The organism is Serratia sp. DFXYC6 (assembly GCF_057196085.1).
This window is the reverse complement of record NZ_JBXUNV010000002.1, coordinates 554,519-569,059: the sequence shown is the minus strand read 5'-3', so window position 1 is coordinate 569,059 and position 14,541 is coordinate 554,519. Positions and strand designations below refer to the sequence as shown.

Annotated in this window: 15 protein-coding genes; 10 read left to right on the top strand and 5 right to left on the bottom strand. The window is 60.2% G+C overall.

Annotated features, from left to right (window positions below):
• The first annotated feature begins 383 nt into the window (after positions 1–383).
• A complete protein-coding gene (gene ubiC / locus AC2CGQ_RS16135; protein ID WP_015379228.1) occupies positions 384–899 on the top strand; it encodes a chorismate lyase in 516 nt (171 codons plus the stop codon).
• 17 nt (positions 900–916) lie between these two features.
• The gene (ubiA, locus tag AC2CGQ_RS16130; RefSeq protein ID WP_004936728.1) at positions 917–1,789 is read left to right on the top strand and encodes a 4-hydroxybenzoate octaprenyltransferase; all 873 of its coding nucleotides are present in this window, start codon (positions 917–919) and stop codon (positions 1,787–1,789) included.
• Between the two features lie 66 nt (positions 1,790–1,855).
• On the opposite strand, the gene plsB is transcribed toward ubiA, so the two are convergent.
• Complete coding sequence (plsB, locus tag AC2CGQ_RS16125) at positions 1,856–4,321, bottom strand: glycerol-3-phosphate 1-O-acyltransferase PlsB (protein WP_031300261.1); 2,466 nt, start codon at positions 4,319–4,321, stop codon at positions 1,856–1,858.
• Between the two features lie 148 nt (positions 4,322–4,469).
• Between plsB and AC2CGQ_RS16120 the strand changes: the two genes are divergently transcribed.
• The 4 genes from AC2CGQ_RS16120 (at position 4,470) to AC2CGQ_RS16105 (ending at position 7,515) form a co-directional block, all read left to right on the top strand.
• Positions 4,470–4,838 (top strand): diacylglycerol kinase, encoded by a 369-nt coding sequence (locus AC2CGQ_RS16120; protein WP_484593751.1) that lies wholly within the window; start codon positions 4,470–4,472, stop codon positions 4,836–4,838.
• A gap of 102 nt (positions 4,839–4,940) precedes the next feature.
• Positions 4,941–5,549 (top strand): transcriptional repressor LexA, encoded by a 609-nt coding sequence (gene lexA / locus AC2CGQ_RS16115; protein ID WP_004936736.1) that lies wholly within the window; start codon positions 4,941–4,943, stop codon positions 5,547–5,549.
• Between the two features lie 103 nt (positions 5,550–5,652).
• The gene (gene dinF, locus AC2CGQ_RS16110; protein ID WP_015379224.1) at positions 5,653–6,990 is read left to right on the top strand and encodes an MATE family efflux transporter DinF; all 1,338 of its coding nucleotides are present in this window, start codon (positions 5,653–5,655) and stop codon (positions 6,988–6,990) included.
• 315 nt (positions 6,991–7,305) lie between these two features.
• Positions 7,306–7,515, top strand: coding sequence for a CsbD family protein (locus AC2CGQ_RS16105; RefSeq protein WP_004936743.1), 210 nt, complete (start codon positions 7,306–7,308; stop codon positions 7,513–7,515).
• 102 nt (positions 7,516–7,617) lie between these two features.
• Here the strand turns inward: AC2CGQ_RS16105 and zur are convergent, their stop codons facing one another.
• Positions 7,618–8,130, bottom strand: coding sequence for a zinc uptake transcriptional repressor Zur (gene zur, locus AC2CGQ_RS16100; RefSeq protein WP_060457361.1), 513 nt, complete (start codon positions 8,128–8,130; stop codon positions 7,618–7,620).
• A 245-nt stretch (positions 8,131–8,375) separates the two neighbouring features.
• Between zur and AC2CGQ_RS16095 the strand changes: the two genes are divergently transcribed.
• Positions 8,376–8,948, top strand: a complete 573-nt coding sequence (locus AC2CGQ_RS16095) for a sugar O-acetyltransferase (RefSeq protein ID WP_004936750.1) — start codon at positions 8,376–8,378, stop codon at positions 8,946–8,948.
• A gap of 30 nt (positions 8,949–8,978) precedes the next feature.
• On the opposite strand, the gene AC2CGQ_RS16090 is transcribed toward AC2CGQ_RS16095, so the two are convergent.
• Both AC2CGQ_RS16090 and AC2CGQ_RS16085 read right to left on the bottom strand, forming a co-directional pair.
• Positions 8,979–9,524, bottom strand: a complete 546-nt coding sequence (locus tag AC2CGQ_RS16090) for an RNA polymerase sigma factor (RefSeq protein WP_004936752.1) — start codon at positions 9,522–9,524, stop codon at positions 8,979–8,981.
• An 18-nt stretch (positions 9,525–9,542) separates the two neighbouring features.
• Complete coding sequence (locus AC2CGQ_RS16085) at positions 9,543–10,076, bottom strand: tetratricopeptide repeat protein (RefSeq protein WP_021505139.1); 534 nt, start codon at positions 10,074–10,076, stop codon at positions 9,543–9,545.
• Positions 10,077–10,278: 202 nt separating this feature from the next.
• Here AC2CGQ_RS16085 and dusA point away from each other — a divergent pair, with 202 nt between their 5' ends.
• Both dusA and pspG read left to right on the top strand, forming a co-directional pair.
• Positions 10,279–11,289 (top strand): tRNA dihydrouridine(20/20a) synthase DusA, encoded by a 1,011-nt coding sequence (dusA, locus tag AC2CGQ_RS16080; RefSeq protein WP_019453217.1) that lies wholly within the window; start codon positions 10,279–10,281, stop codon positions 11,287–11,289.
• Between the two features lie 155 nt (positions 11,290–11,444).
• The gene (gene pspG / locus AC2CGQ_RS16075; RefSeq protein WP_004936761.1) at positions 11,445–11,663 is read left to right on the top strand and encodes an envelope stress response protein PspG; all 219 of its coding nucleotides are present in this window, start codon (positions 11,445–11,447) and stop codon (positions 11,661–11,663) included.
• A gap of 300 nt (positions 11,664–11,963) precedes the next feature.
• On the opposite strand, the gene AC2CGQ_RS16070 is transcribed toward pspG, so the two are convergent.
• Positions 11,964–12,947, bottom strand: coding sequence for a quinone oxidoreductase (locus AC2CGQ_RS16070; protein WP_015379219.1), 984 nt, complete (start codon positions 12,945–12,947; stop codon positions 11,964–11,966).
• 167 nt (positions 12,948–13,114) lie between these two features.
• On the opposite strand from AC2CGQ_RS16070, the gene dnaB reads away from it, so the two are divergent.
• Entirely contained in the window at positions 13,115–14,539 is a 1,425-nt protein-coding gene (dnaB, locus tag AC2CGQ_RS16065; protein WP_025160134.1) for a replicative DNA helicase, read from the top strand.
• Positions 14,540–14,541 lie beyond the last annotated feature (2 nt).

Below are 14,541 nucleotides of genomic sequence, written 5' to 3'. Positions count from 1 at the left end.
ATCCTCTTTTATTCTGCGCCTGGAGGGGCGCGGTTAAAGATGGTTTCCCTGGTGCCGGCAACAAAGGTGTGCCGACAAATCATGTCGGACGCATGGCGATTCAACGCTGCCGTATCAGGGTATCTACGCGCGTAGATAACACAACGCGAGGAAGCTGAAACTTTGCGGGCGATCACAGAATCGTCAGCGCGCCGGGAAATGAAGATAGAGAATGCGGATGGCAAAAAGATGACAGAACCCCGGTTTTTCCGGCCGACAGACCTGCCGTTTTCGCCACGAATCAGCCTGCCGCTTTCGCATTTCTGCGCTACAATGGGGGCCTGTTAACAGTTTGTATCGTCTGGCGCGCCGTACCGGCTGCGGTTCAGGCGAGGAGTAAAGCAATGTCTGGCATCAGGGATTCCATCCTGCCGCCGCTGGAGTGGTTATCCGAACAGGATCCTCCGGCGCCCGCCGCCGTCAGCGACTGGCTGATGGAGTTAGGCTCCATGACCCGACGATTTGAACGCCATTGCGCCCAGGTGCGCGTTGAACCGCAGCGCGAATGCTTCGTCACGCGCGAGGCGCTGGGCGACGAGGCGAACCACCTGCCCGATAGCCCGCGCTACTGGCTGCGCGAAGTGGTGCTGCTGGGCGACGGCCAGCCCTGGCTGCTGGGGCGCACGGTGATCCCGGAACATACGCTGACCGGCCCCGACCAGGCGCTGGTGGATCTGGGGACGCTGCCGCTGGGGCGCTATTTGTTCAGCAGCGGCGATCTGACCCGCGACTATATCCATATCGGCCGACAGGATGCGCTGTGGGCGCGTCGTTCACGGTTGCGGCTGGCGGGCAAGCCGCTGCTGCTGACCGAACTGTTTTTACCGGCTTCGCCGCTGTATTCAGCGGTCCCCGCATAAGAGAGGAGAGCAAGACGTTGGAGGGAAGCGTGACTCAAAGTAAATGGCGGGCTTACAGCCATTTGATGCGCATTGATAAACCGATTGGCACGCTGTTGCTGTTGTGGCCGACGCTGTGGGCACTGTGGCTGGCCGGAAAAGGCGTGCCGCCGCTGTCGATTTTGCTGGTGTTCGTGCTCGGCGTGTTCCTGATGCGCGCCGCCGGCTGCGTGGTGAATGACTATGCCGATCGCGCGGTGGACGGCTACGTGAAACGCACCGCCGGGCGGCCGATGCCGAGCGGCCGGGTGAGCGCGAAAGAGGCCAAGGTGCTGTTCGTGGTGCTGGTGCTGATCTCGTTCTGCCTGGTGTTGACGCTGAATGCGATGACCATCTGGCTGTCTCTGGCGGCGCTGGCGCTGGCCTGGGTGTATCCGTTTATGAAGCGGGTGACCAACCTGCCGCAGTTCGTGCTGGGCGCCGCGTTCGGCTGGGGCATTCCGATGGGCTATGCGGCGGTCAGCGAATCGCTGCCGCTCAGCTGCTGGCTGCTGCTGCTGGCGAACATCTGCTGGACGGTGGCCTATGACACGCTGTATGCGATGGTCGATCGCGACGATGATCTGAAAATCGGCATCAAGTCCACCGCTATCCTGTTCGGGCGTTATGACAAGCTGATCGTCGGGCTGTTGCAGTTCGCGACGTTGTTGCTGCTGGTGTGGGTCGGTTATCTGGCGCAGCTCGGCGGCGCGTTTTACTGGTCGCTGCTGCTGGCGGGCGCACTGTTCATTCACCAGCAGAAGCAGATCGCCGGGCGCGAGCGCGACGCCTGCTTCAAGGCCTTTCTGCAGAACAACTATGTCGGGCTGGTGGTGTTTATCGGCATCGCGCTGAGCTATCTGCCGGCGTAACGGTTCCCTGCCGCAAGAAAAAAGGCACCCCAAGGGGTGCCTTTTGTGTTTCCGCGCCGGGCGAAATCACTCGTCTTTCTCTTCTTCCGCATCGGTTTGCGGCAGAGCGTTGGTCTCTTCCGGCATGTTGACGCTTTCGATGGTCAGCTTGATTTCCGGCGTGATCAGATCGCTCAGCATGCTGTACACCTCGAGGGTGTGCTCGCGGATCGCATCGCCGCTGTCGTTGATGTAGCCTTCTTCACGCAGCGTCGCCACCAGGGTGGAGAACACCGCCTTGTCGAAGAACTCCGGCGCATTGATGCCGTGCAGCACCGACAGACGTTGCGCCATGATGCGGCTCTCTTTCTCCAGCGCGCCGCGGTTGATGCTCGGGTTGGCGCTGAGGATCGACATGGTGATGGCGTAGCGTTGCAGGGTTTCGCGCACCCCGGCGGCCAGCAGCTGCAGCGGGCGAATGCGCGCCGGGTTGAGCACCAGATCGTCGCCTTTGTCGCAGATCAGCTGTTGACGGATCAGCTCGTCGATCATCGGCCGCAGCACCTCCGGCAGCTGTTCCTTGTCGTTATGCAGGAACAGCTCGGCTTTCAGCATCGGGTAGATCATGCCGATCTGGCGCAGCAGCTCGGCGCGCGACACCCGGCGATGATGCATCACGATGCTGGCGATCAGCGACGGCAACACCAGCAGATGGTGGATGTTGTTGCGGTAATAGGTCATCAGCACCGCCTGCTCGCGCGGCAGGATGATGATGTCGCCGATGCTGTCCTTCTCCACCTCGAACTTGTTCATGTTCAGCGCGTGATCCAGCAGCTCATCCGGCGTTTGCGTCGGCACGGTGACGTCACGCGCGTAAGGCGCGTTGCGCATCAGCTGCAGGTAGCACTCGAGCTGCTCGACCAGCTGCTCGCGGGTCAGCGAACGCTGACGCGAGGCCAGCAGCGCGGTGGAACACAGGTTCATGGCGTTGGCTGCGGCGGCATTGTTGATGCGCACCATGATCTGGCCGGCCAGATCGTTGACCGTCGGCGTCAGCCAGCTTGGACGCTGAGCCTCGATCGGATCGATCGATTCGCGCCACTGCGGCACGTTCTGGTTGAGGTAAGCCGTCAATGGCAGCGGTTCGCCGAAGTTGACGTATCCCTGGCCCAGGTTGCGCAGCTTGCGCAGGCCGCGCAGCATCTGCGGCAGGCTCTCTTTTTCCTTGGTGGCGCCGCGCAGCTCTTTGGCGTAGGTACCCACTTCCATCACGTGTTCGTAACCGATGTAAATCGGCACCAGCGTGATCGGACGGGTGCCGCCGCGCAGCATCGCCTGGATGGTCATCGACAGGGTGCCGGTCTTCGGCTCAAGCAAACGCCCGGTGCGGGAACGGCCGCCTTCCACGAAATATTCCACCGAGTAACCGCGGGTGAACAGCTCGCCGAGGTATTCACGGAACACCGTCGAATACAGCTTGTTGCCTTTAAAGGTGCGGCGGATGAAGAACGCGCCCAGGCGACGGAAGATCGGGCCCGCCGGCCAGAAGTTGAGGTTGATGCCCGCAGCGATGTGCGGCGGCACCAGGCCCTGGTGATACAGCACGTACGACAGCAGCAGATAGTCCATGTGGCTGCGGTGGCAGGGCACGTAGACGATCTCGTGGCCGTCCTGCGCCAGCTGGCGCACGCGCTCGGCGTTGGTGACGTTGATGCCCTGATACAGCCGGTTCCAGGTCCAGCTCAGCACGCGGTCGGACAGGCGCACGGTTTCGTAGGAGAAGTCGGCGGCGATCTCTTCCATCAGCGCGATGGCGTTCTGCTGGGCCTTCTCGTGCGAGATCTTCTTGCTGCGCGCTTCGTCCTCGACCGCTTTTTCGATCGCTTTGGACGCCAACAGCTTGTTGAACAGATCCTGACGGGCCGGCAGACTCGGGCCCACCGCGGCCAGGCGCTGACGCGAGAAGTGCATGCGCGCCACGCGCGCCAGTTTCTGCGCGATGGTTTTATCCGTGCCGTGTTCGGTAGCCATGCGGCGCAGCGACACGGTGTTGGAGAAACGCACGAAGCTGTCGCGGCCGAGCCACAGCACGGCGAAGAATTTCTGCACGCCGTTCAACAGACGCAGGTGCGGCGTGCCGTGGCCTTCGCGGCCCGGCGAACGGCCGAACATCACCGAAACCGGCAGCATCTGAATGTCGAGATCCGGGTTGCTGCGATGCAGATCCAGATAGTCGTGGAACAGCTTTACCGACTCTTCTTTTGGGGTGTAATAGCGGAATACGCGCGGACCGTCGTGAATGAACACGTAGCTCGGCAGCACGGTGCCGTCGATCTCCAGCGAGTTGAGCGGATCGGGCAGATCCTGCGCCAGGCACTGGGTGCGCAGCGTCAGCAAATCCGCCTTGGAATTGTAAGGTAAAACATACAAAATCGGCCGTGAGGGATCCAACCCTAGCTCGGTAACCGGATCTGAAGGGATGACCTTACTTCTTACCAACAATTTAAGTGGTAAATTCAATATTTTATAATAAATTTTACGCCAACCTGACATAACAACGTGAAGCCTCTTGTTAGCAATGCGCCGCAAGCATACCAGAAACCGGGTAGCAGATCTGTGGTGTTCGAAAACCGAGAGCCGTCAGCGCGGACTGTTCTAGACTCTTTTTATTATGACCGACCTCTGAGAAAGGCACGAAAACATGGCAAACCAAGCAACCGGACTGACCCGCATCATCAAGGCAGTCGGCTATTCTTATAAAGGGCTATCCGCCGCCTGGCAGCACGAAGCGGCTTTCCGCCAGGAACTGGTGGTCACCCTTCTGGCTATCATACTGGCTGTCTGGCTGGATGTGGGTGCGATAGCGCGCATTTTATTGATCGGATCGGTAGCGCTGGTGATGATCGTCGAGATCCTGAACAGCGCGATCGAGGCGGTGGTGGATCGCATCGGCAGCGAACATCACGAGCTGTCCGGGCGGGCCAAGGACATGGGATCGGCGGCGGTGTCGCTGGCGATCGTGCTGGCGCTGTTCGTTTGGGGCACGGTCTTATGGCAGCATTTCGGCTGACGAAAAGCGCCTACTGACTGATTTTTATTTATTCTTCGGTTCCCAATCCGCGCTTACCTGTATATACTCACAGCAAGACTGTATAAACAAACAGGGGGCGGAATGAAAGCACTAACTACCAGACAGCAAGAGGTCTACGATCTGATTCGCGAGCACATTTCGCAAACGGGCATGCCGCCAACGCGTGCCGAGATCGCGATGCGTCTGGGGTTCCGTTCGCCTAACGCCGCCGAAGAGCACCTGAAGGCGCTGGCACGCAAAGGCGTGATCGAAATCGTCTCCGGTGCCTCGCGCGGTATCCGTCTGCTGATGGAAGAAGAAGAAGGGCTGCCGCTGATCGGCCGCGTCGCCGCCGGCGAGCCGCTGCTGGCGCAGCAGCACATCGAAGGGCACTACCAGGTGGATCCTTCCCTGTTTAAACCGAGCGCCGATTTCCTGCTGCGGGTGAACGGCATGTCAATGCGCGACATTGGCATTCTGGACGGCGATCTGCTGGCGGTGCACAAAACGCAAGACGTGCGCAACGGCCAGGTCGTGGTCGCGCGGATCGAAGACGAAGTGACGGTCAAGCGCTTGAAAAAGCACGGCAACGTGGTTGAACTGCTGCCGGAGAACAACGAATTCCAACCGATCGTGGTCGATCTGCGTCAGCAGAATTTCACTATCGAAGGGCTGGCGGTCGGCGTGATCCGCAACGGCGACTGGATTTAATCGCCGCGCCATCACCGCCGCTCCCTGTATCAATCGCCCCTGTTTTGGGGCGTTTTTGTTTCTGACTTCGCCCTTTGTCACTCAGTCACAGGAACATCCCATCATGCGCCTGATTTCCGCTTTCACCAGCGACACCGATAAAGCCCTGTGGCGCCTCGCCCTGCCGATGATCTTCTCCAATATTACCGTGCCGCTGCTCGGGTTGGTGGACACCGCGGTGATCGGCCACCTCGACAGCCCCATTTATCTGGGGGGCGTGGCGATCGGTGCGGTGGCGACCAGCTTCCTGTTCATGCTGCTGCTGTTCCTGCGCATGAGCACTACCGGCCTGGCGGCGCAAGCGCTGGGGGCGCAGAACCCCCAGGCGCTGGCGCGCGCCTTTATGCAACCGCTGCTGCTGGCGCTGTTGGCCGGGGTGGCGATCGTCCTGCTGCGCTATCCGCTGATCGAACTGGCGCTGCGGATCGTCGGCGGCGATGCCGACGTGCTGGAACAGGCGCGGCGTTTTCTTGAGATCCGCTGGTTAAGCGCCCCGGCGGCGCTGGCCAACCTGGTGCTGCTGGGCTGGCTGCTTGGCGTACAGTACGTGCGGGCGCCGGTGATCCTGCTGATCGTCGGCAACCTGCTGAACATCGTGCTGGATATCTGGCTGGTGATGGGCCTGGGCTGGAATGTGCGGGGGGCGGCGGCGGCAACCGCCATCGCCGAATACGCTACGCTGCTGCTCGGCCTGTGGTTGGCGTGGCGGGTGATGCGCCTGCGCGGTATTACCCTGCAGATGCTGCGCCAGGCCTGGCGTGGCGATCTGCGTCGCCTGCTGGCGCTCAACCGCGACATCATGCTGCGCTCATTGTTGCTGCAACTGTGCTTTGCGTCGTTGACCATTTTCGGCGCTCGCCTGGGAAGCGAGGTGGTGGCGGTCAATGCGGTATTGATGAATCTGCTGACGTTCACCGCCTATGCGCTCGACGGTTTCGCTTATGCGGTGGAGGCTCATTCGGGCCACGCCTACGGCGCCCGGGACGACAGCCAACTGCGCAAAGTGTGGCATGCGGCCTGCAGGCAGGCAGGGCTGGTCGCGTTGGCCTTCGGCCTGGCGTATGCCGTTACCGGCCAGCAGATCGTGGCAGCCTTGACCTCTTTGCCGGAACTGCGTGCGTTGGCCGCCCATTATTTACCCTGGCAGGTCATTCTGCCGCTGGTTGGGGTGTGGTGCTATTTGCTGGACGGCATGTTTATCGGCGCCACGCGCGGCGCCGAGATGCGCAACAGCATGGCGGTGGCCGCGGCGGGATATGGTATTGCGCTGCTCAGCGTGCCGCTGCTTGGCAACCACGGGCTTTGGCTGGCGCTGGCGGTGTTTCTGGCGCTGCGCGGCCTGGCGTTGGGCTGGATTTGGCACCGTCACCAGGTGCGCGGCAGCTGGTTTACTGCCCATTAAACCGGACGTCTTGTTGGGTTAATGGTTAGTTTTTCTTATGATTTTGATCATGTTTGCTTACATGTTTTCAGCCTTGGTCTGTTCGCGTTAGTTCGTTGTTTGTTAGCGTTTTTTGTTTTTATCTTGTTTGTTAATGGTTTTTTATCCTGTGTTTTGGCTTTTTTATTTCCATGTTTAACTAGAATGAATCATGTGGCTGGTAAATGAAGGGGAGCGGTGCTTCTTAAGGTGGAGGGAGCATCAGCCAGAAAAATTTCTGGTTAACCCCGGCCGGCGACAGGGATCACTGATTCACCACAGGTTAACGGAGAGACTATGAATAAAGATCAAGCCGACGGTAACTGGAAGCAGCTGAAAGGCAAAGTGAAAGAGAAATGGGGCAAGCTGACCGATGACGATCTGACGGTCATCGAAGGGAAACGCGAACAGCTGGTCGGCAAAATTCAGGAGCGCTACGGTTACCAGAAAGAGGCGGCCGAAAAAGAGGTGAAGGCCTGGGAAGATCACACCAAACACCGCTGGTAACACGCAGGGCCGCCACTGACGGCGGCCGGCAACAGCGCAGGCCGGCGTCGCTCCATCCTCTGGCGCCCCGGCCGCAGGTACAGGGAAGTACCTGACTTCGTCTTACTTCTTCTTGATGGCGATGCTGTGATCGTGTTCGGCGCAGTCATGCTTGCTGTCACAAGCTTCAACTTCAACGCAACCGGCGCACAGGCCGTGCGCTTCCACCACGCTGTGCCGCAGCGCAAATCCGGCTTCCTGCGCCAGCTTCTGCAGCGTCTCCTCCACGCCTTCGGTGGTGCGTTCGGTCACCTGGCCGCAGCGATCGCAGATAAACAGCGCGGACGTATGCATCGGCTGTTCGAAGTGGTGGCACAGCACGTAGCTGTTGGCGGACTCCACCCTATGGATAAACCCTTGCTCCAGCAGAAAATCCAGCGCGCGGTAGACCGTCGGCGGCTTGGCCTGCGGTTCGGCGACGCGCAGCAGATCGAGCAGGTCATAAGCGCTGATTGCACCGGGTTGCTGAGTCATCAGACGCAGCACTTCCAGCCGTTGCGGCGTCAATCGCACATTGCGTTGCTGGCAGAGGTGTTCCGCCTGCGCCAGCAGCTTTTCCTGGGTGGTTGAGTTCATCGCAAATATCCCGGTACGTAAAAAAGCCGATTTTACCATGATTACGGCGAATCGCCGAGAGTTGCCCCCTTTTCCCCTGAGGATAGCGCAGAGAAAGGCGCGCTGAGTGCGCTAAAAGAGAGATGCATCACAACTTTTCCCCTCCGCCGGGCGGTAGATCAACGTTGCCGGTTTTAGCGCTGGAGAGCGGGGGACGAGAGCGGTATAACGCCTTTCACCCGCGTGATGAGCAGGAGCCCTGTGTGATGACGGAAAGAGAGAAGCTGTTAAGCGGCCTGGAATACAACAGCCGCGATGAAGAACTGATCGCCCTGTACCATCGGGCGAGGGCGTTGACCAAAAGCCTGGGGGCGCTGGACTCGCATCAGGCGGACGAGAAAAATCGCCTGCTCGGCGAGCTGTTCGGCAACTGGGGTGAGGCGAGCTGGATCGAAACGCCATTCTGGTGCGACTACGGGCAGCATGTCCGCATCGGTAAAAACTGTTTTATCAACGTCAATGCGGTGTTCCTCGACTGCAACACCATCACCATCGGCGACAACACGCTGATCGGCCCCAACGTACAAATCTACACGCCGAGTCATCCTCTGAAGGCCGGTGAACGCTTTACCGGTGACCCGGCTTTTCCTTTCCGCACCTCGGCGCAGCCGGTGTCTATCGGCAGCAACGTGTGGATCGGCGGCAACGTGGTGATCCTGCCGGGAGTGACCATCGGCGACGGCACGACCATCGGCGCGGGCAGCATCGTCACCGGCGACATTCCGGCCAATGTGCTGGCGTTGGGGCAGCCGTGCCGGGTTATCCGCGCGTTGGAATAGGCCGCTTAACACGAATCGGCGGCCAGCGGTTTATCGGCGAGTGCGGGGCAAGGGCGGAGGAGGGGTCTTCTTACGGTGCGAATCGTCGTTTGGCAACTGGCGGTCATCGGCCAAGGCCAGGCGTGCGGCCGCCAGGCGGCTCATGACGGTGCCGATTGGCACCGCCAGCACTTTCGCCGCTTCCCGGTAGGACAGCCCTTCGACATACACCAGAAACAGCGCGTTGCGCTGGGCCGCCGGCAACCGGCTTACGCGCCGCATCACTTCATTGAGCCAGACCGGCTGTTCACCGTTGTCCGCATCACCAAGCTCTTCCGCCGCCATGCAGCCTTGCCCCTGACGACGATGCTGGGCGCGAACTTCATTGAGCCAAATAGAGTGCAAGATGGCAAACAACCAGCGATCCAGGTGTGAACCGGGGGTGAATTGCGCGGCGCGCTCCAGCGCACGCACGCAGGTTGCCTGCACCAGGTCGTCGGCGACATCCCGCCGGTGCGAAAGCACCAGCGCATAGCGCCACAGGCGGGAGAGATAGTGGCCGAGTTCATCGCGTATCGCATCGCCGCTGATAGTCACCTCCGCAGGCGCGTCGGATCAAGATTCCGGTTGGCGGTCGATGGCTGCCGCCAAATCTCGGTACTCCTCGCACCCGGTGCCGCACAGCGACTGGATCACCAGCAGCTGTTGGCGCGCCAGGTCGGGCCGCCCTTTCAGCATATAGGCTTCTCCCAGGTACTCGCGCACTTTGGGGTATTTCGGATCGAGGGCCACTGATTTTAAATAATAGCCGATACCCTCATCGGTGCGGCCCAGTTTGCGCGTGGCGTAGCCGCGATAATTCAGTGCGACGGCGGTGTTGGGATTTTGCAGCGTGTTGAGCATATCGATCGCTTCCTGATAGCGGCCGCTTTTCGCCAGTGCATAGGCATAGTTAGTGCGGTCGGCGTCGTCGACTTTGCTGCCTTTATCCACCGTGCAGGTCTGGGTTTTACTGTCGTAAACCTGGCCTTTCGGACAGGTCGGCGGGGTTTGGCCGCTGCCGTCGCCGCCCATCGCCAGCGCCGCGCCGGAAAACAGCAGGCAGCCGGCAATGGCCGATGCCAGCAGGCGTTTAATGAAGCTGTTCATGGTTGTGTCCTCAAGGCAGAGGCGCCGTGCGCGCCCGTAATGAGATAACACCTGAACGAGTGAATTTATTCGCCTTACTCCCGCTTATTTACGCCACCGGCAAGGCGGTTTTCCCAACGGCGTCGATTGTCGTTATAATAGCCGTTTGCGGCCGCGCGCCGTTCGTTGAACCCAGACAGACTCAGGTAGCCAGTAACTCAGCATGACGAAAGACAACCACGCCCCAACCTACGCCGCCAATCGCTTCTCCATCGCGCCAATGCTCGACTGGACCGATCGTCATTGCCGTTACTTCCACCGCCTGCTGACCAAGGAAACGCTGTTGTACACCGAAATGGTGACCACCGGCGCGATCATCCACGGCAAGGGCGACTATCTGGCCTATAGCGAAGAAGAGCATCCGGTGGCGCTGCAGCTGGGCGGCAGCGATCCGGCCGCGCTGGCGCACTGCGCCAAACTGGCGGAGCAGCGCGGTTATGACGAGATTAACCTCAACGTCGGCTGTCCGTCCGATCGGGTGCAAAACGGTATGTTCGGCGCCTGCCTGATGGGGCAGGCGACGCTGGTCGCCGACTGCATCAAGGCGATGCGCGACGTCGTATCGATTCCGGTGACGGTGAAGACCCGCATCGGCATTGACGATCAGGACAGCTACGCTTTCCTGTGCGACTTTATCCAGACCGTCGCCGGGCGTGGCGAGTGCGACATGTTCACCATCCACGCTCGCAAAGCCTGGCTCTCCGGCCTCAGCCCGAAAGAGAACCGCGAAGTGCCGCCGCTGGACTACCCGCGCGTTTATCAGCTGAAGCGGGATTTCCCGGCGCTGACCATCGCCATCAACGGCGGGGTGAAAACGCTGGAAGAGGCGCAACAGCACTTGCAGCATCTGGACGGCGTGATGATGGGGCGCGAGGCTTACCAGAATCCGGGCATCCTGGCGCGGGTCGACAGCGAACTGTTCGGCGCGCAGACCGCGGTGCCGGACAGCGTGGCGATCGTCGAAGCGCTGTATCCGTATATTGAGCGCGAGCTGTCCAACGGCACCTATCTCGGCCACATTACTCGCCATATCCTCGGTCTGTTCCAGGGCGTGCCGGGCGCGCGCCAGTGGCGTCGCCATCTGAGCGAGAACGCCCACAAGCCGGGCGCCGATGCGCGGGTGGTGGAGCAGGCGCTGGCGTTGGTGCGCCAGCCGCGTGTCGAAATGGCGTAGCCGAAAAAATTTGACCAACAGTTAGTCTTTTTCACCAGGCATTTGGCGCGCTGCCGGATGCCTTCCCCATTTTTTCAATAGGTTAGCCCTTCCGCCATTCTGGCACGCTTCTTGTAATTCACTCTGCAGATACGTTGCATTGCAAAGGAGCAATCATGTTGGAAATCTTCTTTCTCATTGGCTTTGTGGTGATGCTGATGGTGACCGGCATCTCGCTGCTGGGGATCTTCGCTGCGCTGTTGGCGGCGGCGGCGTTCATGTTGTTGGGCGGGTTATTCGCGGTGGTCATCAAGCTGCTGCCGTGGCTGATTTTGGCGGTGGTTGGGGTATGGATTTACCGTTCAATGCAGAAACCCCAGGTCAGGCGTTACTGATTTTTTGCTGAATAATCAGTCAGTCGCGATGAAACTTGCATAACTACCCACCACGCTAATGCGGCAGCGATCACAGCTTGGCAGTTTTCCCCGGCGATGTGGCACATAAAGCGTGTTTTTTGCCGGACGGGGCTGTTAGGATATTTATCGATGCAGTGATGCGACCAATTTCATCACCGTGAGAGACACCTAAAATTCGTGTTGCTAAAGCAACCCCCTGTCTCTGGCGGACTCTGCTCTACCCCTACAAAACGCAGTAACAGAAAGGGCTCCGCAAGGAGCCCTTTTCTTTGGCTGCTATCAGGGGATCAGCAGGCTGGAACCGCTGGTGCTGCGGCTTTCCAGCACCTGGTGCGCACGCTGGGCGTCGGCCAGCGCGAATTTCTGCTCGTCTCTCACTTCCACCCGAATGGCGCCGCTGCCGATCAGCGAGAACAGCTCATTGCTGGCGTACTGCAGCTCGGCGCGGTTGGTGATGTAACCGTTGAGGGAAGGGCGGGTGACGTACAGCGAGCCCTTCTGATTCAGCAGCGCCAGATCGACTCCCGTCACCGGGCCGGAGGCGTTGCCGAAGCTGACCATCAGGCCGCGCCGCTTCAGGCTGTTGAGCGAGGCCTGCCAGGTGCTTTGCCCCACCGAATCGTACACCACGCCAACCTTCTCGCCGTGCGTCAGCTCGGCCACCCGCTGGGCGATATCCTCTTTGTGGTAGTTGATGGTGGCCCAGGCGCCGGCCTGTTTCGCCAGCGCGGCCTTCTCGTCGGAGCCGACACTGCCGATCAGGCGTGCGCCCAGCGCTTTGGCCCATTGGCAGGCGATCAGCCCGACGCCGCCGGCGGCGGCATGGAACAGGAACACTTCACCCGGTTGCACGTCGTGGGTCTGGCGCAGCAGGTAATGCACCGTCAGCCCTTTGAGGAAAGAAGCGGCACCCTGCTCAAAGCTGAGGTTGTGCGGCAGCAGCGCCACTTTTTCTTCCGGCACATTGTGGACTTCGCTGTAGGCGCCGAGCGACGACTGCGCATACACCACCCGGTCGCCCGGTTTGATCGCGCTGACCCCGGCGCCAACCTTGACCACCACGCCGGCCGCCTCGGTGCCGAGGCCGCTCGGCAGGCTGGCCGGCGCGTACAGCCCACTGCGCACATAGGTGTCGATGTAGTTGATGCCGATCGCTTTGTTCTCGATCTGCACTTCGCCAGCGGCGGGGTCGAGCGGTGTAAAATCAACGTATTGCAAGACTTCCGGCCCGCCGGTGGCGGAAAACTGAATGCGCTTGGCCATATCGTTACCTCGTTTGAGTGTCTGATTTCACCCTATTCTTTTTAGTATCGGAGATCCAGTTCACCCGTGCGGGATTCAATACCTTTTTTGCATCGGTTATGACGCAAAAATCACGTATACTCTCGCGTCAAGATCCTTCATTCGCAACCGGATAAAGACTACGTTTCATGGCAGGAAAAAAACCAACCAACAAAACAAACGCGGACGAAACCAGAGAGCGTTCCAGAGATCGTCAGATGGAAGGGCTGAAGATGCCGCCGCACTCGCTGGAGGCCGAGCAGTCGGTGTTGGGCGGTTTGATGCTGGATAACGAGCGTTGGGACAACGTGGCGGAGCGCGTGGTCGCCAACGACTTCTTCAGCCGCCCGCATCGCCTGATCTTTACCGAGATGCAGCGTCTGCTGGAGATGAGCAAGCCTATCGACCTCATCACCCTGTCCGAATCGCTGGAGCAGAAGGGCGAGCTGGACTCGGTGGGGGGCTTCGCCTACCTGGCCGAGCTGTCGAAAAACACCCCGAGCGCCGCCAACATCGGCGCCTACGCCGACATCGTGCGCGAGCGCGCGGTGGTGCGCGAGATGATCTCGGTGGCTAACGAGATCGCCGACGCCGGCTACGATCCGCAGGGGCGCAGCAGCGAAGACCTGCTCGATCTGGCGGAATCCCGCGTATTCCAAATCGCCGAGAACCGCGCCAGCAAAGACGAGGGCCCGAAGGGCATCGAACGCATCCTGGAAGACACCGTCTCGCGCATCGAGCAGCTGTATCAGCAGCCGCACGATGGCGTGACCGGGGTCGATACCGGCTATCAGGACCTCAACAAGAAAACTGCGGGCATGCAAAAGTCCGATCTGATCATCGTCGCCGCCCGTCCTTCGATGGGGAAAACCACCTTCGCCATGAACCTGTGCGAAAACGCCGCGATGACCCAGGAAAAACCGGTGCTGATCTTCAGCCTGGAGATGCCCGGCGAACAGATCATGATGCGTATGCTGGCGTCGCTGTCGCGTGTGGATCAGACGCGCATCCGTACCGGCCAGCTCGACGATGAGGACTGGGCGCGCATTTCCAGCACCATGGGCATCCTGCTGGAGAAGCGCAACATGTACATCGACGACTCCTCCGGCCTGACGCCGACCGAAGTGCGCTCGCGCGCGCGGCGCATTTTCCGCGAGCACGACGGGCTTAGCCTGATCATGATCGACTACCTGCAGCTGATGCGCGTGCCGGCCCTGTCCGACAACCGTACGCTGGAGATCGCCGAGATTTCGCGCTCGCTGAAGGCGCTGGCGAAAGAGCTGCAGGTGCCGGTGGTGGCGCTGTCGCAGCTGAACCGCAGCCTGGAGCAGCGCGCCGACAAACGCCCGGTCAACTCTGATCTGCGTGAATCCGGCTCCATCGAGCAGGACGCCGACCTGATTATGTTCATCTATCGTGATGAGGTGTATCACGAGAACAGCGATCTGAAAGGGATCGCGGAAATTATTATCGGTAAGCAGCGTAACGGCCCGATCGGCACCGTGCGCCTTACCTTTAACGGCCAGTGGTCGCGTTTCGATAACTACGCGGGGCCACAATACGATGACGAATAATC

Coding starts and splice junctions, on each gene's coding strand:
- ubiC (WP_015379228.1), top strand. CDS start 384: ATGTCTGGCATCAGGGATTCCATCCTGCCGCCGCTGGAGTGGTTATCC.
- plsB (WP_031300261.1), bottom strand. CDS start 4,321: ATGTCAGGTTGGCGTAAAATTTATTATAAAATATTGAATTTACCACTT.
- AC2CGQ_RS16120 (WP_484593751.1), top strand. CDS start 4,470: ATGGCAAACCAAGCAACCGGACTGACCCGCATCATCAAGGCAGTCGGC.
- lexA (WP_004936736.1), top strand. CDS start 4,941: ATGAAAGCACTAACTACCAGACAGCAAGAGGTCTACGATCTGATTCGC.
- dinF (WP_015379224.1), top strand. CDS start 5,653: ATGCGCCTGATTTCCGCTTTCACCAGCGACACCGATAAAGCCCTGTGG.
- AC2CGQ_RS16105 (WP_004936743.1), top strand. CDS start 7,306: ATGAATAAAGATCAAGCCGACGGTAACTGGAAGCAGCTGAAAGGCAAA.
- zur (WP_060457361.1), bottom strand. CDS start 8,130: ATGAACTCAACCACCCAGGAAAAGCTGCTGGCGCAGGCGGAACACCTC.
- AC2CGQ_RS16095 (WP_004936750.1), top strand. CDS start 8,376: ATGACGGAAAGAGAGAAGCTGTTAAGCGGCCTGGAATACAACAGCCGC.
- AC2CGQ_RS16085 (WP_021505139.1), bottom strand. CDS start 10,076: ATGAACAGCTTCATTAAACGCCTGCTGGCATCGGCCATTGCCGGCTGC.
- dusA (WP_019453217.1), top strand. CDS start 10,279: ATGACGAAAGACAACCACGCCCCAACCTACGCCGCCAATCGCTTCTCC.
- pspG (WP_004936761.1), top strand. CDS start 11,445: ATGTTGGAAATCTTCTTTCTCATTGGCTTTGTGGTGATGCTGATGGTG.
- AC2CGQ_RS16070 (WP_015379219.1), bottom strand. CDS start 12,947: ATGGCCAAGCGCATTCAGTTTTCCGCCACCGGCGGGCCGGAAGTCTTG.
- dnaB (WP_025160134.1), top strand. CDS start 13,115: ATGGCAGGAAAAAAACCAACCAACAAAACAAACGCGGACGAAACCAGA.